Source organism: Pseudomonas sp. RW407, assembly GCF_003176655.1.
Taxonomy (GTDB): domain Bacteria; phylum Pseudomonadota; class Gammaproteobacteria; order Pseudomonadales; family Pseudomonadaceae; genus Pseudomonas; species Pseudomonas delhiensis.
The window spans coordinates 226,771-247,026 of the sequence record NZ_QGSL01000088.1 but is presented as its reverse complement, the minus strand read 5'-3'; the positions used below and the strand labels follow the sequence as shown (position 1 = coordinate 247,026).

Sequence of the window (20,256 nt, the reverse complement as noted above, 5' to 3'; positions counted from 1 at the left end):
GTGCGTGACATCATCGTGGCCTGCCGCCTGCCGCCTGCCGCCTGCCGCCGTTCAGCAGGAACAGAGCGCGCGGTCGAGCACCGCCAGCAGGTCGCGGGGGTGGTCGACGATGACGTCGGCGCCCCAGTGCGCGGGGTTGTCCTCGGGGTGGATGTAGCCGTAGCGCACCGCCGCGGTCTTGGTACCGGCAGCGCGGCCGGATTCGATGTCGCGCAGGTCGTCGCCGATGAACAGCACCTGGGCCGGGTCGATGCCCAGCTGGCTGCAGGCCAGCAGCAACGGCTCCGGGTCGGGCTTGCTGTTGGTCACGTGGTCCGGGCAGACCAGCACCGCCGAGCGCTCGGCCAGGCCCAGCTGCTGCATGATCGGTTCGGCGAAGCGCACCGGCTTGTTGGTCACCACGCCCCAGATCAGGTTGGCCCGCTCGATGCTCTCCAGCAGCTCCGGCATGCCGTCGTACAGGCGGCTGTAGACCGCGCAGTGGTCCTGGTAGCGGTCGAGGAATTCCTGGCGCAGCGTCTCGAAGCCGGGGGCCTCGGGGTCCATGTCGAAGGTCGCGGCGACCATGGCCCGGGCGCCGCCGGAGACCACGTCGGCGATGCGCTGCTCGTCGATCGGGGCGCGGCCGTGGGCGGCGAGCATGGCCTGGCACACGGCGATGAAGTCCGGCGCGGTGTCCAGCAGGGTGCCGTCCATGTCGAAGAGAACCGCTCTGAGCTGCATCGGCGTCATTCCTCGCGCAGGGTCTGGATCATGTAGTTGACGTCGACGTCGTCGGCCAGCTTGTAGTGCTTGGTCAGCGGGTTGTAGGTCAGGCCGACGATGTCCTTGACCGCCAGACCCGCATCGCGCGACCAGGCGCCCAGCTCGGAGGGGCGGATGAACTTCTTGAAGTCGTGGGTGCCGCGCGGCAGCAGGCGCATGACGTACTCGGCGCCGACGATGGCGAACAGGTAGGCCTTGGGGTTGCGGTTGATGGTGGAGAAGAACACCTGGCCGCCGGGCTTGACCATCCTGTGGCAGGCGCGGATCACCGAAGCCGGGTCGGGCACGTGCTCGAGCATCTCCAGGCAGGTGACCACGTCGAACTGCCCGGGCATCTCCTCGGCCAGCTGCTCGGCGGTGGTGCGCCGGTATTCCACCGGCACGCCGGATTCCAGCTGGTGCAGCTGGGCCACCGCCAGCGGCGCCTCGCCCATGTCGATGCCCATCACGGTGGCGCCGCGCTGGGCCATGGCCTCGCTGAGGATGCCGCCGCCGCAGCCGACGTCCAGCACCTTCTTGCCGGCCAGGCTGGCGCGCTCGTCGATCCAGTTGATGCGCAGCGGGTTGATGTCGTGCAGCGGCTTGAACTCGCTCTCGCGGTCCCACCAGCGATGGGCCAGTGCCTCGAATTTGGCGATCTCGGCGTGGTCGACGTTGCTCATGGCGTACCTTCGTTGCAAATCATGGGAAATCGTGGCGCGCAGGCCGACTATGATGCCAGCTTCGCGCGGCGGATGGGCGCGGCATGACAGATTGTCGCAGCCGCGCCCGGCGGTGTTCAGGCGCCGGCGATGCGCCGGCCCCAGGCGCCGACCTCGGCGGCCAGGCGGCCCTCGTCCAGGCGCGTCAGGCGGCCGGCGTCCAGCAGCTGCTTGCCGCTGACCCAGAGGTGGCGCACGCAGTCGCGGCCGCTGGCGTAGATCAGTTGCGAAACCGGCTCGTAGACCGGCTGCTGGGCCAGTCCGGAGAGGTCGAAGGCCACCAGGTCGGCGGACTTGCCCAGCTCCAGCGAGCCGATCTCCTGCTCCAGGCCCAGGGCGCGGGCGCCGTTCAGGGTGGCCATGCGCAGCGCGCGGTGAGCGTCCAGGGCGGTGGCCTGGCCGGCCACGGCCTTGGCCAGCAGGGCGGCGGTGCGGGTTTCGCCGAGCAGGTCGAGGTCGTTGTTGCTGGCCGCGCCGTCGGTGCCGATGGCCACGTTGACCCCGGCCTGCCAGAGGCGTTCCACCGGGCAGAAGCCGCTGGCCAGCTTGAGGTTGGACTCGGGGCAGTGGATAACCGAGCTGTTGGTCTCCACCAGCAGCTCCAGGTCCTCGTCGCTCACCTGGGTCATGTGCACGGCCTGGAAGCGCGGCCCCAGCAGGCCCAGGCGGTGCAGCCGGGCCAACGGGCGCTCGGCGTGCTTCTCCAGGGCCTGCTGGACCTCGAAGGCGGTCTCGTGGACGTGCATCTGGATGCCGGCGTCGAGTTCCTCGGCCAGCATCAGCACGTTCTCCAGCTTGTCGTCGCCGACCGTGTAGGGCGCGTGCGGGCCGAAGGCCACGCGGATGCGCGGGTGGTGCTTGAGGTCGTCGTGCAGGGCCACGCCCTGGCGGATCGCCTCCTCGGCGTCGCGGGCGCCGGGCATGGGGAAGTCCAGCACCGGCACGCACACCTGGGCGCGGATGCCGCTGTCGTGGACCGCCTCGCAGGTCACCCGCGGGTGGAAGTACATGTCCGAGAAGCAGCTGATGCCGCCCCTGATCTGCTCGGCGATGGCCAGCTCGCTGCCGGTGCGCACGAAGTCCTCGTCCACCCATTTCGCCTCGGCCGGCCAGATGTGCTCCTGCAGCCAGGTCATCAGCGGCAGGTCGTCGGCCAGGCCGCGGAACAGGCTCATGGCAGCGTGGCCGTGGGCGTTGACCAGGCCCGGGGCGAGCAGCATGCCCGGCAGCTCGCGGGTTTCCGCCGCCGGATGGCGCAGGGCCTCGGCGCGCGGGGCGAGCAGGGCGATGCGGCCGTCGCGGACGCCCAGCGCATGGTCGCGCAGGACCACGCCGGCGGGTTCCACCGGGACGATCCAGGTCGGCAGCAGAAGCAGGTCGAGAGGGGCTTTGGCGTCGGGCATGGGGCGCTTCCTGCGGCGCGGGAACGGGTGTTCGGCAGTATACCCGAGCGCCTTGGCCTGCGGCTCGTTATACTCGCGGGTTTTCCCGGCCCTGGCCGGGCTCGATATCGGCGTGCCGCCCGGCGCGCCCGGACCTGATAGAAGAAAGAGGTGTTCCATGCGTGAGCGACTGTTGGCGGCCGAGCGGGTCACGGCCATTGATTGGCGCAAGGGCACCCTCCGTCTGCTCGACCAGCGCCTGCTGCCGCTGGAGGAAACCTGGCTGAGCTACGACAGCGCCGCCGGCGTCGCCGAGGCCATCCGCCAGATGGTGGTGCGCGGCGCCCCGGCCATCGGCATCGCCGCGGCCTATGGCCTGGTACTGGGCCTGCAGGCCCGCCTGAACAACGGCGGTGCCTGGCGCGAGGCCCTGGAGGACGACTTCCGCGTGCTGGCCGAGTCGCGGCCCACCGCGGTCAACCTGTTCTGGGCGCTGAACCGCATGCGCGAGCGCCTCGACCGCCTGAAGCCGGGCGACGACCCGCTGCAGGTGCTGGAGGCCGAGGCCATCGCCATCCACGAGAGCGACCGCGAGGCCAACCTGACCATGGCCCAGCTCGGCGTCGAGCTGATCCGCAAGCAGCACGCCGGCCCGCAGAAGATCCTCACCCACTGCAACACCGGCGCCCTGGCCACTGGTGGCTTCGGCACCGCCCTGGGGGTGATCCGCGCGGCGCACCTGGAGGGCCTGGTCGAGCGCATCTACGCCGACGAGACGCGCCCCTGGCTGCAGGGCGCGCGCCTGACCGCCTGGGAGCTGGCCAACGAGGGCGTGCCGGTGACGCTCAACGTCGATGCCGCGGCGGCGCACCTGATGAAGACCGAGAGCATCACCTGGGTCATCGTCGGCGCCGACCGCATCACCGCCAACGGCGACGTGGCGAACAAGATCGGCACCTACCAGCTGGCGGTCAACGCCATGCACCACGGCGTGCGCTTCATGGTGGTGGCGCCCAGCTCGACCATCGACATGAACCTGGAGAGCGGCGAGGACATCCCGATCGAGGAGCGCGACGGCCGTGAACTCCTGGAAATCGGCGGCAAGCGGGTGGCGGCCGAGGTGGATGCCTACAATCCGGTGTTCGACGTGACCCCGGCGGACCTGATCGATGCCATCGTGACCGAGCGCGGCGTCGTCGAGCGCCCCGATGCCGAGCGCATGGCCCAGTTGATGAGCCGCAAGCGCCTGCATTGAGGGCGCCGGGCGGGGATAGGTGTTCCCCCTGGCTTGTGGTAAGCTCCGACGGTTCTCAGTGGGGCCTTTTTGGGGCCCCGTCGATTGCGCGGATCATTGACCTAAGTCGTTGATTTGTTGTGAGTCGATGGCGTTCTGATGGCGCCGTCGCACTCCGCCGGGCTCGGGATGGGCGAGGCGGAGTTCCATCTGCAAAAGGAACCAGGCTTCTCATGGGCGAACTGGCCAAAGAAATCCTCCCGGTCAACATCGAAGACGAACTCCGACAGTCCTACCTCGATTACGCCATGAGCGTGATCGTCGGTCGTGCCCTGCCCGATGCACGCGATGGCCTCAAGCCCGTGCACCGCCGCGTCCTGTACGCCATGAGCGAACTGGGCAACGACTGGAACAAGCCCTACAAGAAATCCGCCCGTGTGGTCGGCGACGTGATCGGTAAATACCACCCGCACGGCGACACCGCGGTGTACGACACCATCGTGCGCATGGCGCAGCCGTTCTCGCTGCGCTACATGCTGGTGGACGGCCAGGGCAACTTCGGTTCGGTGGACGGCGACAACGCCGCGGCCATGCGATACACCGAAGTGCGCATGGCCAAGCTGGCCCACGAGCTGCTGGCCGACCTGGACAAGGAAACCGTCGACTGGGTGCCCAACTACGACGGCACCGAGCAGATCCCGGCGGTCATGCCGACCAAGATCCCCAACCTGCTGGTCAACGGTTCCAGCGGCATCGCCGTGGGCATGGCGACCAACATCCCGCCGCACAACCTCGGCGAGGTGATCGACGGCTGCCTGGCGCTGATGGACAACCCCGAGCTGACCGTCGACGAGCTGATGCAGTACATCCCCGGTCCGGACTTCCCGACCGCCGGCATCATCAACGGTCGCGCCGGCATCATCGAGGCCTACCGTACCGGCCGCGGGCGCATCTACATCCGTGCCCGCGCCGACATCGAGGACATGGAGAAGGGCGGCAACCGCCAGCAGATCATCATCACCGAGCTGCCCTACCAACTGAACAAGGCGCGGCTGATCGAGAAGATCGCCGAGCTGGTGAAAGAGAAGAAGATCGAAGGCATCACCGAGCTGCGCGACGAGTCCGACAAGGACGGCATGCGCGTGGTCATCGAGCTGCGCCGCGGCGAAGTCGGCGAGGTGGTGCTGAACAACCTCTACGCCCAGACCCAGCTGCAGAGCGTGTTCGGCATCAACGTGGTGGCCCTGGTCGACGGCCAGCCGCGCACGCTGAACCTCAAGGACATGCTCGAAGTGTTCGTCCGCCACCGCCGCGAAGTGGTGACCCGGCGGACCGTGTACGAGCTGCGCAAGGCCCGCGAGCGCGGGCACATCCTCGAAGGCCAGGCGGTCGCCCTGTCGAACATCGACCCGGTGATCGAGCTGATCAAGAACTCGCCGACCCCGGCCGAGGCCAAGGAACGCCTGATCGCCACGCCCTGGGAATCCAGCGCCGTGGAAGTCATGGTCGAGCGCGCCGGCGCCGACGCCTGCCGCCCGGAAGACCTCGACCCGCAATACGGCCTGCGCGACGGCAAGTACTTCCTGTCGCCGGAACAGGCCCAGGCCATCCTGGAACTGCGCCTGCACCGCCTGACCGGCCTGGAGCACGAGAAGCTCCTGTCCGAATATCAGGAAATCCTCGCCCTGATCGGCGAGCTGATCCGCATCCTGACCAACCCGCAGCGCCTGATGGAAGTCATCCGCGAGGAGCTGGAGAAGGTCAAGGCCGAGTTCGGCGACGCCCGCCGCACCGAGATAGTCGCGTCCCAGGTGGACCTGACCATCGCCGACCTCATCACCGAGGAAGAGCGCGTGGTGACCATCTCCCACGGCGGCTACGCCAAGTCGCAGCCGCTGGCCGCCTACGAGGCCCAGCGCCGTGGCGGCAAGGGCAAGTCGGCGAGCGGGGTGAAGGACGAGGATTACATCGAACACCTGCTGGTGGCCAACAGCCACGCCACCCTGCTGCTTTTCTCCAGCAAGGGCAAGGTCTACTGGCTGCGCACCTTCGAGATTCCTGAAGCCTCGCGTACCGCGCGCGGCCGTCCGCTGGTCAACCTGCTGCCGCTGGACGAGGGCGAGCGCATCACCGCCATGCTGCAGATCGACCTGGAAGCCGTGCGCGCCCAGTTCGCCGGCGACGAGGGCGATGACGACGACGTGGTCGCCGAGCAGATTGCCGAGGTGGTGGAAGCCGAAGAGGCCGAAGAGGGCGACGATGCCGACTTCAGCCAGGACGAGCCGACCGGCGCGTACATCTTCATGGCCACCATGAAAGGCACCGTGAAGAAGACCCCGCTGATCCAGTTCACCAAGCCGCGCTCCAACGGCCTGATCGCGCTGAAGCTGGAGGAGGGCGACTCGCTGATCGCCGCCGCCATCACCGACGGTTCGAAGGACGTGATGATGTTCTCCGACGCCGGCAAGGTGATCCGCTTCAAGGAAAGCAAGGTGCGCATCATGGGCCGCAACGCCCGTGGCGTGCGCGGCATGCGCCTGGCCGAAGAGCAGCGCATCATCTCCATGCTGATCCCGGAATGCCGCGAGGCGCAGATCCTCACCGCTTCCGAGCGCGGTTACGGCAAGCGGACTCCGCTGGCCGACTACCCGCGCCGCGGCCGTGGCGGCCAGGGCGTGATCGCCATGGTCATCAACGAGCGCAACGGCAAGCTGGTGGGCGCCGTCCAGGTGCTGGACGGCGAGGAGATCATGCTGATTTCCGACCAGGGCACCCTGGTCCGTACCCGCGTCGACGAAGTCCGTGGCGCGGGCCGGAATACCCAGGGCGTGATCCTCATCAAGCTGGCCGCCGACGAGACGCTGGTGGGCCTGGAGCGGGTGCAGGAGCCGACCGTCGTCGAGGGCGAAGTCGTGGACGACGAGCAGTTCGACGAGAACCCGGAAGCAGACGAAGCCGCGGCCGAGGAAGCGCCGCAGGCCAGCGAAGACTGACTAGCGAGAGTGGATGTGAGCAAGCGAGCCTATAACTTCTGCGCAGGTCCCGCTGCGCTTCCCACCGAGGTGCTGGAGCGCGCCCGCGAAGAGCTGCTCGACTGGCAGGGCAAGGGCCTGTCGGTCATGGAGATGAGCCACCGCAGCGACGACTACGTGGCCATCGCCGAGAAGGCCGAGCAGGACCTGCGCGACCTGATGGGCGTGCCGTCGAACTACAAGGTGCTGTTCCTGCAGGGCGGCGCCAGCCAGCAGTTCGCCGAGATTCCGCTGAACCTGCTGCCCGAGGACGGCGTGGCCGACTACGTGGAAACCGGCATCTGGTCGAAGAAGGCCATCGAGGAAGCGCGCCGCTTCGGCAACGTCAACGTGGTCGCCAGCGCCTCGAAGTACGACTACTTCGCCATTCCCGGGCAGAACGAGTGGAGCCTGACCCCGGGCGCCGCCTACCTGCACTACGCGTCCAACGAGACCATCGGCGGCCTGGAGTTCGACTGGGTGCCGGAAGTGGGCGACGTGCCGCTGGTGGTGGACATGTCCTCGGACATCCTCTCGCGCCCCGCCGACGTGTCGAAGTTCGGCCTGATCTACGCCGGCGCGCAGAAGAACATCGGCCCGTCGGGCCTGGTGGTGGTCATCGTCCGCGAAGACCTGCTGGGCCGCGCCCGCAGCATCTGCCCGACCATGCTCAACTACAAGGTCGCGGCCGACAACGGCTCCATGTACAACACCCCGGCCACCTACTCCTGGTACCTCTCCGGCCTGGTCTTCCAGTGGCTGAAGGAACAGGGCGGCGTCGAGGCCATGGAGAAGCGCAACCGCGCGAAGAAGGACCTGCTGTACTCCTTCATCGATGCCAGCGATTTCTACACCAACCCGATCCAGCCCAGCGCCCGTTCCTGGATGAACGTGCCCTTCCGCCTGGCCGACGAGAAGCTCGACAAGGCCTTCCTCGCCGGCGCCGATGCCCGTGGCCTGCTCAACCTCAAGGGCCACCGCTCGGTGGGCGGCATGCGCGCCTCCATCTACAACGCCCTGGGCCTGGATGCCATCGAGGCCCTGGTGGCCTACATGGCCGAGTTCGAGAAGGAGCACGGCTGATGAGCGACGCCGACCAGCTCAAGGCTTTGCGCGTACGCATCGACAGCCTCGACGAGAAGATCCTCGAGCTGATCAGCGAACGCGCCCGCTGCGCCACCGACGTGGCGCGGGTGAAGATGCAGTCCCTGCCCGCGGGCGAGAAGCCGGTGTTCTACCGGCCCGAGCGCGAGGCCTGGGTGCTCAAGCACATCATGGAACTGAACAAGGGCCCGCTGGACAACGAGGAAGTGGCGCGGCTGTTCCGCGAGATCATGTCCTCCTGCCTGGCCCTGGAGCAGCCGCTCAAGGTCGCCTACCTCGGCCCCGAGGGCACCTTCACCCAGGCCGCCGCGCTCAAGCACTTCGGCCACGCGGTGATCAGCACGCCGATGACGGCGATCGACGAGGTGTTCCGCGAGGTCGCCGCCGGTGCGGTGAACTTCGGCGTGGTGCCGGTGGAAAACTCCACCGAGGGCGCGGTCAACCACACCCTGGACAGCTTCCTCGAGCACGACATGGTGATCTGCGGCGAGGTCGAGCTGCGCATCCACCACCACCTGCTGGTGGGCGAGAACACCAAGACCGACAGCATCACCCGCATCTATTCCCACGCCCAGTCCCTGGCCCAGTGCCGCAAGTGGCTGGACGCGCACTACCCGAACGTCGAGCGCGTGGCCGTGCCGAGCAACGCCGACGCCGCCAAGCGGGTGAAGAGCGAGTGGAACAGCGCGGCCATCGCCGGCGACATGGCGGCCAGCCTGTACGGCCTGGACAAACTGTTCGAGAAGATCGAGGACCGCCCGGACAACTCCACGCGCTTCCTCATCATCGGCAACCAGGAAGTGCCGCCGACCGGCGACGACAAGACCTCGATCATCGTCTCCATGCGCAACAAGCCCGGCGCGCTGCACGAGCTGCTGGTGCCGTTCCACACCAACGGCATCGACCTGACCCGCATCGAGACCCGTCCCTCGCGCAGCGGCAAGTGGACCTACGTGTTCTTCATCGACTTCGTCGGCCACCACCAGGACCCGCTGATCAAGGACGTGCTGGAGAAGATCAACAGCGAAGCCGTGGCGCTGAAAGTGCTGGGCTCCTATCCCAAAGCGGTACTTTAACTGCGGCGGCAGGCGGCAGGCGGCAGGCTACAGGCGGTGAAGAGCGTCTATGCCTGGGGCCTGGGGCCTGCAGCCTGAGGCCTCAGATATGTCTTGCGACTTCCTCGCCCTGGCCCAGCCGGGCGTACAGAAACTCTCGCCCTACGTGCCGGGCAAGCCGGTCGACGAACTGGCCCGCGAGCTGAACCTGGACCCGGCGAAGATCATCAAGCTGGCCAGCAACGAGAACCCGCTGGGCCCCAGCGCCAAGGTGCTGGAAGCGATCCGCGGCGAACTGGCGGAAATGACCCGCTATCCCGACGGCAACGGCTTCGAACTGAAGAGCAAGCTGGCGCAGCGCTGCGGCGTGACCACCGCCCAGGTGACCCTCGGCAACGGCTCCAACGACATCCTCGACCTGGTCGCCCGCGCCTACCTGGCGCCGGGCCTGAACGCCGTGTTCAGCCAGTACGCCTTCGCCGTCTACCCGATCTCCACCCAGGCCGTCGGCGCCGAGGGCAGGGCGGTGCCGGCCAGGGACTGGGGCCATGACCTGGAAGCCATGCTGGCGGCCATCGACGCCGATACCCGCGTGGTCTTCATCGCCAACCCGAACAACCCCACCGGCACCTGGTTCGGCCCGGACGCCCTGGAGCGCTTCCTCGCCCGCGTACCGGAAAACGTCCTGGTGGTGCTGGACGAGGCCTACATCGAATACGCCGAGGGCGACGAACTGCCCGACGGCCTGGCCTACCTGGCCCGCTATCCGAACCTGCTGGTCTCGCGCACCTTCTCCAAGGCCTACGGCCTGGCCTCGCTGCGCGTCGGCTACGCCATCTCCTCGGCGCAGATCGCCGACGTGCTGAACCGCGTGCGCCAGCCGTTCAACGTCAACAGCCTGGCCCTGGCCGCCGCCTGCGCCGCGCTGGATGACGCCGAGTACCTGGCCGAAGGCAAGCGCATCAACGACGCCGGCATGCAGCAGCTGCAGGACGGCCTGCGCGCCCTGGGCCTGGCCTGGATCCCGTCGAAAGGCAACTTCCTCGCCGTCGACCTGCAGCGCGACGCCGGCCCGGTCTACCAGGCCTTGCTGGCGGAAGGTGTGATCGTCCGTCCGGTGGGTGGCTACGGCATGCCGCAGCACCTGCGCATCTCCATCGGTCTGCCGGAAGAGAACGCGCGCTTCCTCGAAGCCCTGGCCAAGGTGCTCGCCCGTGCCTGAGGTGATGCCGCACAAGCTCCGCCGCCTGGTGGTGGTGGGGCTGGGCCTGATCGGCGGCTCCTTCGCCAAGGGGCTGCGCGAGAAGGGCCTGTTCGAGGAAGTGGTCGGCGTCGACCGCGACCCGCAGACCCGCCGCCTGGCGGTGCAGCTGGGCGTGGTCGACCGTTGCGAGGAAAGCCTGCGCGAAGGCTGCCGCGACGCCGACGTGGTCCAGCTCGCCGTGCCCATCCTGGCCATGGAGAAGGTGCTGGCGGAACTCGCCACCTTCGACCTCGGCCATGCGGTGCTCACCGACGTCGGCAGCGCCAAGGGCAACGTGGTTCGCGCGGCGAAGGCCGCCTTCGGCGAGATGCCGGCGCGCTTCGTTCCCGGCCATCCCATCGCCGGTTCCGAGCAGAGCGGGGTGGAAGCGGCCAACGGCAAACTGTTCCGCCGTCATAAAGTCATCCTCACGCCGCTGGATAATGCCGATGCGGACGCGGTCCAGTGCGTCGAGGCGCTGTGGCGCGAGCTGGGCGCGGACGTCGAGCTGATGGAAGTCGAGCACCACGACGAAGTGCTCGCCGCCACCAGCCACCTGCCGCACCTGCTGGCCTTCACGCTGGTCGACTCGCTGGCCAAGCGCAGCGAAAATCTGGAAATCTTCCGTTATGCCGCCGGCGGCTTCCGCGACTTCACGCGGATCGCCGGCAGCGACCCGACGATGTGGCACGACATCTTCCTTGCCAACCGCAAGGCGGTGCTGCGCATCCTCGACGTTTTCCGCGACGACCTCGACGCCCTGCGCGAGGCCGTCGATGCAGGGGACGGGCAGCAACTGATGGGCGTCTTCACCCGCGCCCGCGTCGCCCGTGAACATTTCAGCAAAATCCTGGCCCGCCGGGCCTATGTGGACGCCATGCACAACAACGACCTGATTTACCTGGCCCAGCCGGGTGGCCGCCTGTCCGGGCGCGTACGCGTTCCGGGCGACAAGTCCATCTCCCACCGCTCGATCATGCTCGGCTCCCTGGCCGAAGGCACCACCGAGGTGGCCGGCTTCCTCGAGGGCGAGGACGCCCTGGCCACCATTCAGGCGTTCCGCGACATGGGCGTGGTCATCGAAGGCCCGCACCATGGCCGCGTCACCGTGCACGGCGTCGGCCTGCATGGCCTGAAGCAGGCGCCGGGGCCCATCTACCTGGGCAACTCCGGCACCTCCATGCGCCTGCTCAGCGGCCTGCTGGCGGCGCAGCCGTTCGACAGCGTGCTGACCGGCGATGCGTCGCTGTCCAAGCGCCCGATGAACCGCGTGGCCAAGCCGCTGCGGGAGATGGGCGCGGTAATCGAGACCGCTCCTGAAGGGCGTCCGCCGCTGACCATCCGCGGCGGCCAGAAGCTGACCGGCATGCACTACGACATGCCCATGGCCAGCGCCCAGGTGAAGTCCTGCCTGCTGCTCGCCGGCCTCTACGCCGCCGGTGAAACCTCGGTGACCGAGCCGGCGCCGACCCGCGACCACACCGAGCGCATGCTACGCGGCTTCGGCTACCCGGTGGACGTCGAAGGCAGCACCGCCAAGGTCGAAAGCGGCCACAAGCTCAGCGCCACCAGCATCGAAGTCCCGGCCGACATTTCCTCGGCGGCGTTCTTCCTGGTTGCGGCGAGCATCGCGGAAGGTTCGGAGATCGTCCTCGAACACGTCGGCATCAACCCGACCCGCACCGGCGTCATCGACATCCTCAAGCTGATGGGCGCCGACATCACCCTGGAGAACCAGCGCGAAGTCGGCGGCGAGCCGGTGGCCGACCTGCGCGTGCGCTCGGCCAAGCTGAAGGGCATCGATATCCCCGAGGACCTGGTGCCCCTGGCCATCGACGAATTCCCGGTGCTGTTCGTCGCTGCCGCCAATGCCGAAGGCCGCACCGTGCTGCGCGGCGCCGAAGAGCTGCGGGTGAAGGAATCCGACCGCATCCAGGTCATGGCCGACGGCCTGCTGGCCCTGGGCGTGAAGTGCGAGCCGACCCCGGACGGCATCATCATCGACGGTGGCGCCTACGGCGGCGGCGAAGTCTGGAGCCACGGCGACCACCGCATCGCCATGTCCTTCAGCGTCGCCTCGCTGCGCGCCTCGGCGCCGATCCGCATCCACGACTGCGCCAACGTCGCCACCTCCTTCCCGAACTTCCTCGGCCTGGCCTCGGGCGCCGGCATCCGCGTGGCGGAGGAGGGCAACTGATGGCCGCCTCCGACTTCGCCGCGGCCTGGCCGGTGGTCGCCATCGACGGCCCCAGCGGCTCCGGCAAGGGCACCGTGGCCGGCATCCTGGCCAAGCGCCTGGGCTGGAACCTGCTGGATTCCGGCGCGCTGTACCGCCTGCTGGCCTTCGCCGCCGGCAACCACGGCATCGACCTGACCAACGAGGAAGCCCTCAAGGTCCTGGCCGCGCACCTGGACGTGCAGTTCACCCACGCCAAGGGCGGCGAGGGCCAGCACATCATCCTCGAAGGCGAAGACGTCACCGACACCATCCGCACCGAGCAGGTCGGTGCCGGCGCCTCCCAGGTCGCCGCGCTGCCGGCGGTGCGCGACGCCCTGCTGCAGCGCCAGCGCGCCTTCCTCGAAGCCCCGGGCCTGGTGGCCGACGGCCGCGACATGGGCACCGTGGTGTTCCCCGGCGCGCCGCTGAAGATCTTCCTCACCGCCTCGGCCGAGGAGCGCGCCCGCCGCCGCTACCTGCAGCTCAAGGGCAAGGGCGTGGACTGCGACATGGCCGCGCTCACCGAGGAAATCCGCGCCCGCGACGAACGCGACAGCCAGCGCAGCGTAGCCCCGCTGAAGCCGGCCGAAGGCGCCATCGTGGTCGACTCCACCAGCATGAGCATCGAGGCGGTGGTGGACAGCATACTGGCCGAAGTCGAGAGGCTCGGTCTGACCGACTGAACCCTGGGAATCCTTCAGCCACGGCCGTTTTCGGTACGACGTGGTTGAAGAGATTTCTGAGGATGTTTCCTCCTGATGCTGAGGACGTTTCTTCTAGAGACGTCTTGCCCGGGCTGCCAAAATTCCGCGCTGTCCAATAGCGCCCGCTCCCCCTGAGCGGGCCGGGAACAGCGTGGAGGCCCCTTGTCCGACCATCCCGTACCCGCCGCACTGCACGCTTCGCAGGGCGCGTGGGTCCAGTTGTTGCTCGCACTGACCCGGCGGGAAATCCTGGCGCGCTACCAGGGCGCCCTGTTCGGGCGGCTGTGGCTGCTGCTGTCGCCGTTCCTGCTGCTGGCGGTCTACACCTTCGTATTCGGCCATGTGCTCAAGTCGCGCTGGGGGACTGGGCAGAGCACGGGCTCCTTCGCCTTGACGCTCTTCGCCGGGCTGCTGCTCCATAGCATGCTGGCGGACAGCCTGTCGCGCGCGGTCACGGTGATGCACAACCACCGCAACCAGGTGAAGAAGCTGGTCTTCCCGCTGGAAATCCTGCCGCTGTCGCTGGCCCTTTCCGCCCTGTCGAACGCCGTCATCGGCTTTCTCGTGCTGCTCCTGCTGATGCCCTGGCTCGGGCAACCGCTGGGCTGGAGCATCCTCTACCTGCCGCTGGCGCTGTTGCCCTTCCTGCTGTGCGTGTGCGGCCTCAGCTGGATCATCGCCGTGTTCGGCACCTATTTCCGCGATACCAGCCAGTTCATCCAGTTCCTGCTGGTGCTGCTGCTGTTCCTCAGCCCGGTGTTCTATCCCGTGAGCGCCTTGCCGGAAGCCCTGCGTCCCTACCTGCTGCTCAATCCGCTGAGCGTCCCGGTGGAGGCGGTGAGGGCCAGCCTGTTCGGCATGCCCATGCCGCCGGCGGGCGTTCAGCTGGGATATGCCGCCATCGCCTGCCTGTTGGCGGTGCTGGGGTGGCTGTGGTTCCGGCGCATGAAGGATGGCTTCGCCGATGTCCTCTGAACGGCTCGCCGATACCGCGCCGGCGGTGGTCGCCGAGGCCCGCCCGCTGGGGCAGATGCTCGTCGGGCGCGGCTTGTGCAGCGCCCAGGAACTGGAGCGGGCGCTGGAACTGCAGGCCCGGATCGGCGGGCGCCTGGGGGCGATACTGCTGCGCTCGGGAGGCGTTTCGGAGGCGGCGCTGCTGGAGGTGCTCGCCGAACAGCTGCGCATGCCCCTGGTGGGAACGGACCTGGAGGCCCCGGGCAACGCCGAGCTTCTGGCCTTTCTCGAGGCGACCTCCCTCGGCGTGGAATGGTTCGTCGCCGAGCAGGTGGTCGTCTGGGGCGATGCCCGGGGGACGCTGCTGATCGCTTCCCGTGACCCGCTGGCGCCCTTCGTCCTGGAGGTCCTGCGCTATTTCCATCCCGGCCAGCCGTCGTGCACGGTGCTGTGCCGCTCCCAGGACCTCGACGCCTGGCTGGAGCTGCTCAAGGAGCGCCTGCAGCAGGAAAGCCGCGAGGAACTGCGCTTCGCCTCCGATGACATCCGACAGCTGCGGGAGATGGCGGAGGAAGCGCCCATCGTCGAGCTGGTCAACAACGTCATGAGCCAGGCGGTGGAAAAACGCGCCTCGGACATCCACATCGAGCCGCGCGAGTTCAATTTCCACATCCGCTTCCGCATCGATGGCGTCCTGCAATCGCAACTGAGCCTGCCGCGGGAGCGCTTCGCCGCGGTGGTGTCGCGGATCAAGCTGATTTCCGCCATCGACATCGCCGAACGGCGCCTGCCCCAGGATGGGCGGATGAGCACGAGGGTCGGCGGGCAGGACATGGACATCCGGGTTTCCACCCTGCCCGGGGTGCACGGCGAGTCGGTGGTGATGCGCCTGTTGCCCAAGGCCCGCGAGGGCCTGCGCCTGGACCGCCTGGGGATGCTGGCGGACCACCTGGAGCTGATGCGCGCCTGGATCGGCGAGCCGCACGGCATCGTGCTGGTCACCGGGCCGACCGGCTCCGGCAAGTCGACGACCCTCTACGGCACGCTCGAAGCCATCAACGATGGCATTCGCAAGATCATCACGGTGGAGGACCCGGTCGAGTACCAGGTACCGAACATCACCCAGGTCCAGGCCCATGCCGATATCGGCCTGACCTTCGCCGCCGCCCTGCGCTCGATCCTGCGCCAGGACCCGGACGTGATCATGATCGGCGAGATCCGCGACCTGGAAACGGCGGAGATCGCCGTGCAGTCCTCCCTGACCGGGCACCTGGTCTTCTCGACGCTGCACACCAACGATTCGCTCAGCGCCTTCACCCGCCTCATCGACATGGGCATCGAGCCTTTCCTGGTGGCCTCCCCGGTGCGCGGTGTCCAGGCCCAGCGCCTGGTGCGAACCCTGTGCCGGCATTGCGCGGAGCCCCATGAGCCGAGCCTGGCGGCCGAAGACCAGGCCGCGCTCGACGCGGCGATCCTGCGCCTCTACCCGGGGCAGGCCCCGAACTGGCATCGCGCCAAGGGTTGCGAGCTGTGCCAGGGCACGGGCTACCACGGGCGCCTGGGGATCTACGAAATGGTGGATGTCAGCCCCGAATTGCAGACGCTCATCCTGCAGCAGGCGCCCCTCGATCAGATGCGCCGGCTGGCGGCCGGCCAGGGGTTCCGCAGCATGCGCGAGGACGGCTTCATCAAGGCCTGGCTGGGCCTGACCTCGCTGGACGAGGTACATCGGGTCACCAGCGGTTAACGCCATGCGCTTCGAATACCAGGCAGTGGACCGGCAGGGCCGGCGTTGCAGCGGCGACCTCGATGCCGGCTCCCGCGGTGACGCGCTTCGCCAGCTGGAGGCACAGGGCATGACCCCCCTGAGCCTGGAGTCGGGCCAACGGGCGCCGCAACCCGGACGCCGGCGGCTGCGCGCGGAAGAGCTGAACATGGCGCTGCACGAGCTGGCGACCCTGCTGGCGGCTGGTGTGGCCCTGGCCGACGCGGTTTCCGCCCAGGAGCGTTCGAGCAGCCATCCGCGCATTGCCGCGGCGCTGCGGAGCATGAGCGAAGGCCTGCGCCAGGGCCGTTCCTTCCCCCAGGTGCTGGAGAGTGCCGGCCTGCCGCTGCCGCGTTACGCCTACCAGTTGGTGGCGGCAGGGGAGTTGACCGGCAACCTGGCGGCGGCGCTACGGGATTGCGTGACGCAGATGGAGTACGAGCGGCGTACCCGCGAGGAAGTGCGCAATGCCCTGATCTACCCGAGCGTGCTGGTGCTCAGCGGCGTCGGGGCGGTCATGGTGATGTTCGTCTTCGTCGTGCCCAAGTTCGCCAACCTGCTGGAACACGCCGACAAGTTGCCGTGGCTGGCCTGGGCGGTGCTCAGCACCGGCGTCTGGAGCAAGGCCAATGCCTTGCCGCTGCTGCTCGCTGGCCTGCTGCTGGGAGCCCTGGTGCTGCCCCTGGCCAGGAGCGAGAAGGTTCGCGGCCGGGTCCTGAACGCCCTGCTGCGCCTGCCGTTGCTCGGCGACTGGCTGCTGCAGGCGGAGATCGCCCAGTGGGCCAAGGTCCTCGGCACCCTGCTGGGCAATCGCGTGGCGCTGGTCGAGGCCCTGCGCCTGGCCAGCGCGGGCGTGCGCATCGGCCACCAGCGCGACCTGCTGGAAAGGGTGACCCAGGACGTGAGGGGCGGAACCGCCCTGTCCGAGGCGCTGGAGCTGCGCAGGGCGATCACGGCCACAGGCGGCAACCTGGTGCGGGTCGGGGAGCGGTCCGGCCGCCTGGCCGAGATGCTCGACAGCCTCGCCGGGCTCTACGAGGAACTGGGGCGCTCGCGCATGCGCAAGGTCCTGGCGCTGATCGAGCCGCTGGCGATCCTGCTGATCGGTGCGCTGTTCGGCGTGATCATCACCGGCGTGGTGCTGGCCATCACCAGCGCCAACGACATCGTGTTCTGAACGAAGGGGAAGAGAATGGACAACGGGCAGAAGGGCGGGCGGCCCCGGCAAGGGAGGCACAAGCCGCCGGCCATGGGGGGCAGCCGCGGCGAACGCGGCTTCACCCTGCTGGAAATGATCGTGGTGCTGGTGATCATCGGGTTGCTCATGGGGCTGGTCGGGCCACGCCTGTTCAGCCAGGCCGACAAGGCCAAGGTGCAGACCGCCGATACCCAGGTGAAGATGCTCAAGGGCGCGCTGATGACCATGCGCCTGGACATCGGCCGCCTGCCCAGCGAGCAGGAGGGGCTGGCGCTGCTCAACGCGGCGCCGGCGGATGAGCGGATCAAGGCCTTCTGGAAAGGTCCCTACCTGGACGGCGGGGTGCCGCTCGATCCCTGGAACCGCTCATACATGTACAGCAACGCGCCCAGCGCCGAACAGCCGTTCTCGCTGTACAGCCTGGGCGCCGACGGGCAGCCCGGCGGGGAAGGGGAGAATGCTGACATCGGCTACCTGCCCAGGCAGTGAGCGCAGCGGCGGTTTCACCCTGCTCGAACTGCTGGTGGTGCTGGCCCTGGTCGCCGCGCTGGGCGCCATCGTCATGCCCAGCCTGCTGAACATGCAGGAGGCCTGGCGCCGTCGTGTCGAACTGCAGGACATCACCAACCAGTTGCAGACGCTGGGCTATCGGGCCCGGCTGGAGGCCCAGCAGACCCTCATCGGCCCCGCCGGCGTCGAGCCGTCGCGGATGCTCAGGCTGCCGGATGGCTGGGTGTTGAGCGCAGGCGTGCCGGTCATCTACCTGGCCAATGGCGCCTGCCTGGGTGGGCTGCTGCAACTGCGAAGGGAAGAGGCCATCCGGGAGCTACGCCTGGAGCCGCCGCAATGCCTGCCGGAGTTCGACGGGTGAAGCGGGGGCGGCAAGCCGGTTTCACGCTGCTCGAGGCGGTGGTCGCCCTGACGCTCCTGGCGGTGGTGGGAAGCGCCCTGCTGGCGTGGCTGGGGACGGGCTTCAGAACCCTGGAGCGCATGAACGACGTCCAGCGCCGCCTCGATGCGACCCGCACCGGCCTGGCCTACCTGGAGGGCCTCAACCCGATGCTCCAGCCCAGCGGCAGCGTCACGCTGGGAAGCTACCGGCTGGACTGGGAAAGCCATCTGCTTGCCGCCCCGCGGCCTGTCGTCAGCCGCTACAACGGCCATCCCGGTCCTTTCGACAGTGCCTTGTACCGGGTCCAGGCGCGTGTGCTTGGCGAAGACCTGCCACCGCTGCCCGTCAGCCTGGAGCTGGCGGGGTACCGGTTGGCCCGCCCGGCCGATGGTGACCAGGGGAGCGAGCCATGAACCGGCGCTTTGCGGGGCAGCGACAGCAGGGCTTCACGCTGCTGGAGCTCATCGTGGTCCTGTTGCTGGCGACGATGGTCACCACCCTGCTGATGCAAGGGATGGATTATGTCTCGCGGGCCAACGACAGCTTCCTGCGCCAGGGCGAGTCGCGCCAGTTGCGCGTCTTGGCGTTCGGCTGGTTCGGCGATTCGGTGTCGCAATTGGCGGCGCCGGCCAAGGGCGAGGCGGCGGCCCGTTTCAGGGGCGATGCGCTCAGTTTCGAAGGCGTCACCCTGGCCAGCGCCGAGCGTATCGAGGGTGTCCCGGTGCCCTTCGCCTTTCGCCTGGAAAGGCTAGGCGAACAAGGCCGGGAGCGGACCGGGCTGATCTACGTGCGCCGGCTGCAGGCCAGCCGCTGGCCGCTGCTGGAACTGCAGGGGGGCGCGCACTTCCTCTATCGCGACGAATCGGGGGGATGGCACGACAACTGGCCGCCCCTGCCGGCACTGGCCGACAGCCTTCCCGCGGCGGTGGCCTTGAACGCGCCGGCCGAGCGCCTGTTCCGCCTGGCCAGGGTAGCGACGCCGCTTCGCCAGGTGAGCGTGGATGCGTACTGAGCGCGGTGGCCGGCGTGGCGCCGGAAACCAGCGCGGCTTCGTGCTGGTCGGCGTCATCTGGTTTCTCGCCGTCATGACCCTGGTGGTGGCCTCGGCCGTGACCTGGATCGAACGCTCGCTGGATGGCATCGAGCAGGAACGCCAGGGGCTGCTGCGCGACATGGCGGAGCGCTCCCTGCTCAGCCGGCTGACGTGGCTGGCATCGACCCAGCGCCTGACCCTGGCCGGCCTGACCACGCCCGACAGCCCGGCGCCAAGCCTCGCCGACATGGACCTGTCGACCCTCCCGGTGGGGGCCGAGCTGGCCCTTGATGGCCGCGAATACTGCCTGGCCAATGGCTGGTGCTTCGCGCTCATCGATCGCGCCTCGCGCCTCGGCCTGGAGCAGGCGCCACCGGTGACGCTGGCCTTGGTACTGGAAGGGCTGGGGGTGGCGCCGGAAAGGATAGCGCCCATGCTGGCGGAACTCGCCGGCTACCTGCGCAGCCAGCCGGGGCGCGCGGTGGTGCGCAGCCTGTACGCCCCGCAGGAAGTGTTCGTCCTCGATAGCTGGCAGCCCTGGGAGGCCAGGCTGCGGGCCGCGGGCTGGGATGACCTGGTGACCGTCGGCGAACCGGCCCTGAACGTGAATACCGCCAGCGGGCAGCTCCTGCGCCTGGCCTGGAGGCTGCCGGAAGACAACCTGGCGCTGTTGCTCGCCGCGCGCCGCGAACGGCCGCTGCAGGGCATGGGCGACCTCGCGGGGGTGCTGGGCATCTACCTGCAGCAATTGCCTGCGGAGAACTGGTCGCGCCTGGCAAGCGCCACCCTCTTCATCCGCCTGCGTCCCGTGGATGCCGCGGCGCGCTACGAATACCAACTGCGACTCGAGAGCGACGACCTGCAAGGGTCGCCCTGGCAATTCCTGCAACGGAGGTCCCTGCCGCGCAATGTCCCCGATACCGACACCGCGTCAATCCATCATGAGGCGCCTGGACTGCTTGCCGCCCCGCTTGTGGCAAGGCCGTGACGAGGAGGG

General features: G+C 68.5%; 18 protein-coding genes. 15 read left to right on the top strand and 3 right to left on the bottom strand.

The genetic code is table 11. The features are described from left to right. Positions 1-51 precede the first annotated feature (51 nt). The 3 genes from mupP to DK254_RS07690 form a co-directional block, all read right to left on the bottom strand. A complete protein-coding gene (gene mupP, locus DK254_RS07700; protein WP_109933304.1) occupies positions 52-732 on the bottom strand; it encodes an N-acetylmuramic acid 6-phosphate phosphatase MupP in 681 nt (226 codons plus the stop codon). After that, the gene (gene ubiG / locus DK254_RS07695; RefSeq protein ID WP_109933303.1) at positions 729-1,427 is read right to left on the bottom strand and encodes a bifunctional 2-polyprenyl-6-hydroxyphenol methylase/3-demethylubiquinol 3-O-methyltransferase UbiG; all 699 of its coding nucleotides are present in this window, start codon (positions 1,425-1,427) and stop codon (positions 729-731) included. Before ubiG ends, mupP begins: the two co-directional genes overlap by 4 nt. Before the next feature lie 116 nt (positions 1,428-1,543). Then, complete coding sequence (locus tag DK254_RS07690) at positions 1,544-2,869, bottom strand: TRZ/ATZ family hydrolase (RefSeq protein ID WP_109933302.1); 1,326 nt, start codon at positions 2,867-2,869, stop codon at positions 1,544-1,546. 157 nt (positions 2,870-3,026) lie between these two features. On the opposite strand from DK254_RS07690, the gene mtnA reads away from it, so the two are divergent. From mtnA to DK254_RS07615, 15 genes are all read left to right on the top strand, one after another. Next, a complete protein-coding gene (gene mtnA, locus DK254_RS07685; protein ID WP_109933301.1) occupies positions 3,027-4,103 on the top strand; it encodes an S-methyl-5-thioribose-1-phosphate isomerase in 1,077 nt (358 codons plus the stop codon). A 212-nt stretch (positions 4,104-4,315) separates the two neighbouring features. After that, positions 4,316-7,075, top strand: a complete 2,760-nt coding sequence (gene gyrA, locus DK254_RS07680) for a DNA gyrase subunit A (RefSeq protein WP_109933300.1) — start codon at positions 4,316-4,318, stop codon at positions 7,073-7,075. A 15-nt stretch (positions 7,076-7,090) separates the two neighbouring features. Next, the gene (gene serC, locus DK254_RS07675; RefSeq protein WP_109933950.1) at positions 7,091-8,176 is read left to right on the top strand and encodes a 3-phosphoserine/phosphohydroxythreonine transaminase; all 1,086 of its coding nucleotides are present in this window, start codon (positions 7,091-7,093) and stop codon (positions 8,174-8,176) included. Then, complete coding sequence (pheA, locus tag DK254_RS07670) at positions 8,176-9,273, top strand: prephenate dehydratase (protein WP_109933299.1); 1,098 nt, start codon at positions 8,176-8,178, stop codon at positions 9,271-9,273. The genes serC and pheA overlap by 1 nt, the downstream gene beginning before the upstream one ends. 88 nt (positions 9,274-9,361) lie before the next feature. Further along, positions 9,362-10,474 (top strand): histidinol-phosphate transaminase, encoded by a 1,113-nt coding sequence (hisC, locus tag DK254_RS07665; protein WP_109933298.1) that lies wholly within the window; start codon positions 9,362-9,364, stop codon positions 10,472-10,474. 4 nt (positions 10,475-10,478) lie between these two features. Then, positions 10,479-12,692 (top strand): bifunctional prephenate dehydrogenase/3-phosphoshikimate 1-carboxyvinyltransferase, encoded by a 2,214-nt coding sequence (locus DK254_RS07660; protein ID WP_109933949.1) that lies wholly within the window; start codon positions 10,479-10,481, stop codon positions 12,690-12,692. Further along, complete coding sequence (cmk, locus tag DK254_RS07655; RefSeq protein WP_109933297.1) at positions 12,692-13,396, top strand: (d)CMP kinase; 705 nt, start codon at positions 12,692-12,694, stop codon at positions 13,394-13,396. Before DK254_RS07660 ends, cmk begins: the two co-directional genes overlap by 1 nt. A gap of 183 nt (positions 13,397-13,579) precedes the next feature. Then, the gene (locus tag DK254_RS07650; RefSeq protein WP_109933296.1) at positions 13,580-14,392 is read left to right on the top strand and encodes an ABC transporter permease; all 813 of its coding nucleotides are present in this window, start codon (positions 13,580-13,582) and stop codon (positions 14,390-14,392) included. Continuing rightward, positions 14,382-16,118 (top strand): GspE/PulE family protein, encoded by a 1,737-nt coding sequence (locus DK254_RS07645; RefSeq protein WP_109933295.1) that lies wholly within the window; start codon positions 14,382-14,384, stop codon positions 16,116-16,118. The genes DK254_RS07650 and DK254_RS07645 overlap by 11 nt, the downstream gene beginning before the upstream one ends. Positions 16,119-16,122: 4 nt before the next feature. Next, entirely contained in the window at positions 16,123-17,313 is a 1,191-nt protein-coding gene (locus DK254_RS07640; protein ID WP_109933294.1) for a type II secretion system F family protein, read from the top strand. Between the two features lie 72 nt (positions 17,314-17,385). Beyond that, a complete protein-coding gene (gspG, locus tag DK254_RS07635) occupies positions 17,386-17,823 on the top strand; it encodes a type II secretion system major pseudopilin GspG (RefSeq protein WP_109933293.1) in 438 nt (145 codons plus the stop codon). Then, positions 17,792-18,205, top strand: a complete 414-nt coding sequence (locus DK254_RS07630; protein ID WP_109933292.1) for a prepilin-type N-terminal cleavage/methylation domain-containing protein — start codon at positions 17,792-17,794, stop codon at positions 18,203-18,205. Before gspG ends, DK254_RS07630 begins: the two co-directional genes overlap by 32 nt. Beyond that, on the top strand, positions 18,181-18,639 hold the full coding sequence (locus tag DK254_RS07625; protein ID WP_256595826.1) for a type II secretion system protein J: 459 nt from the start codon (positions 18,181-18,183) through the stop codon (positions 18,637-18,639). Before DK254_RS07630 ends, DK254_RS07625 begins: the two co-directional genes overlap by 25 nt. Then, positions 18,636-19,238 (top strand): prepilin-type N-terminal cleavage/methylation domain-containing protein, encoded by a 603-nt coding sequence (locus DK254_RS07620; protein WP_109933290.1) that lies wholly within the window; start codon positions 18,636-18,638, stop codon positions 19,236-19,238. The genes DK254_RS07625 and DK254_RS07620 overlap by 4 nt, the downstream gene beginning before the upstream one ends. After that, positions 19,228-20,247, top strand: a complete 1,020-nt coding sequence (locus DK254_RS07615; RefSeq protein ID WP_109933289.1) for a hypothetical protein — start codon at positions 19,228-19,230, stop codon at positions 20,245-20,247. The genes DK254_RS07620 and DK254_RS07615 overlap by 11 nt, the downstream gene beginning before the upstream one ends. Positions 20,248-20,256: the final 9 nt, after the last annotated feature.

What these genes read in the sequence shown, in the direction of transcription:
- mupP (WP_109933304.1), bottom strand. Translation starts at nt 732, where the DNA reads ATGACGCCGATGCAGCTCAGAGCGGTTCTCTTCGACATGGACGGCACC.
- ubiG (WP_109933303.1), bottom strand. Translation starts at nt 1,427, where the DNA reads ATGAGCAACGTCGACCACGCCGAGATCGCCAAATTCGAGGCACTGGCC.
- DK254_RS07690 (WP_109933302.1), bottom strand. Translation starts at nt 2,869, where the DNA reads ATGCCCGACGCCAAAGCCCCTCTCGACCTGCTTCTGCTGCCGACCTGG.
- mtnA (WP_109933301.1), top strand. Translation starts at nt 3,027, where the DNA reads ATGCGTGAGCGACTGTTGGCGGCCGAGCGGGTCACGGCCATTGATTGG.
- gyrA (WP_109933300.1), top strand. Translation starts at nt 4,316, where the DNA reads ATGGGCGAACTGGCCAAAGAAATCCTCCCGGTCAACATCGAAGACGAA.
- pheA (WP_109933299.1), top strand. Translation starts at nt 8,176, where the DNA reads ATGAGCGACGCCGACCAGCTCAAGGCTTTGCGCGTACGCATCGACAGC.
- hisC (WP_109933298.1), top strand. Translation starts at nt 9,362, where the DNA reads ATGTCTTGCGACTTCCTCGCCCTGGCCCAGCCGGGCGTACAGAAACTC.
- DK254_RS07660 (WP_109933949.1), top strand. Translation starts at nt 10,479, where the DNA reads ATGCCGCACAAGCTCCGCCGCCTGGTGGTGGTGGGGCTGGGCCTGATC.
- cmk (WP_109933297.1), top strand. Translation starts at nt 12,692, where the DNA reads ATGGCCGCCTCCGACTTCGCCGCGGCCTGGCCGGTGGTCGCCATCGAC.
- DK254_RS07645 (WP_109933295.1), top strand. Translation starts at nt 14,382, where the DNA reads ATGTCCTCTGAACGGCTCGCCGATACCGCGCCGGCGGTGGTCGCCGAG.
- DK254_RS07640 (WP_109933294.1), top strand. Translation starts at nt 16,123, where the DNA reads ATGCGCTTCGAATACCAGGCAGTGGACCGGCAGGGCCGGCGTTGCAGC.
- gspG (WP_109933293.1), top strand. Translation starts at nt 17,386, where the DNA reads ATGGGGGGCAGCCGCGGCGAACGCGGCTTCACCCTGCTGGAAATGATC.
- DK254_RS07630 (WP_109933292.1), top strand. Translation starts at nt 17,792, where the DNA reads ATGCTGACATCGGCTACCTGCCCAGGCAGTGAGCGCAGCGGCGGTTTC.
- DK254_RS07625 (WP_256595826.1), top strand. Translation starts at nt 18,181, where the DNA reads ATGCCTGCCGGAGTTCGACGGGTGAAGCGGGGGCGGCAAGCCGGTTTC.
- DK254_RS07620 (WP_109933290.1), top strand. Translation starts at nt 18,636, where the DNA reads ATGAACCGGCGCTTTGCGGGGCAGCGACAGCAGGGCTTCACGCTGCTG.
- DK254_RS07615 (WP_109933289.1), top strand. Translation starts at nt 19,228, where the DNA reads ATGCGTACTGAGCGCGGTGGCCGGCGTGGCGCCGGAAACCAGCGCGGC.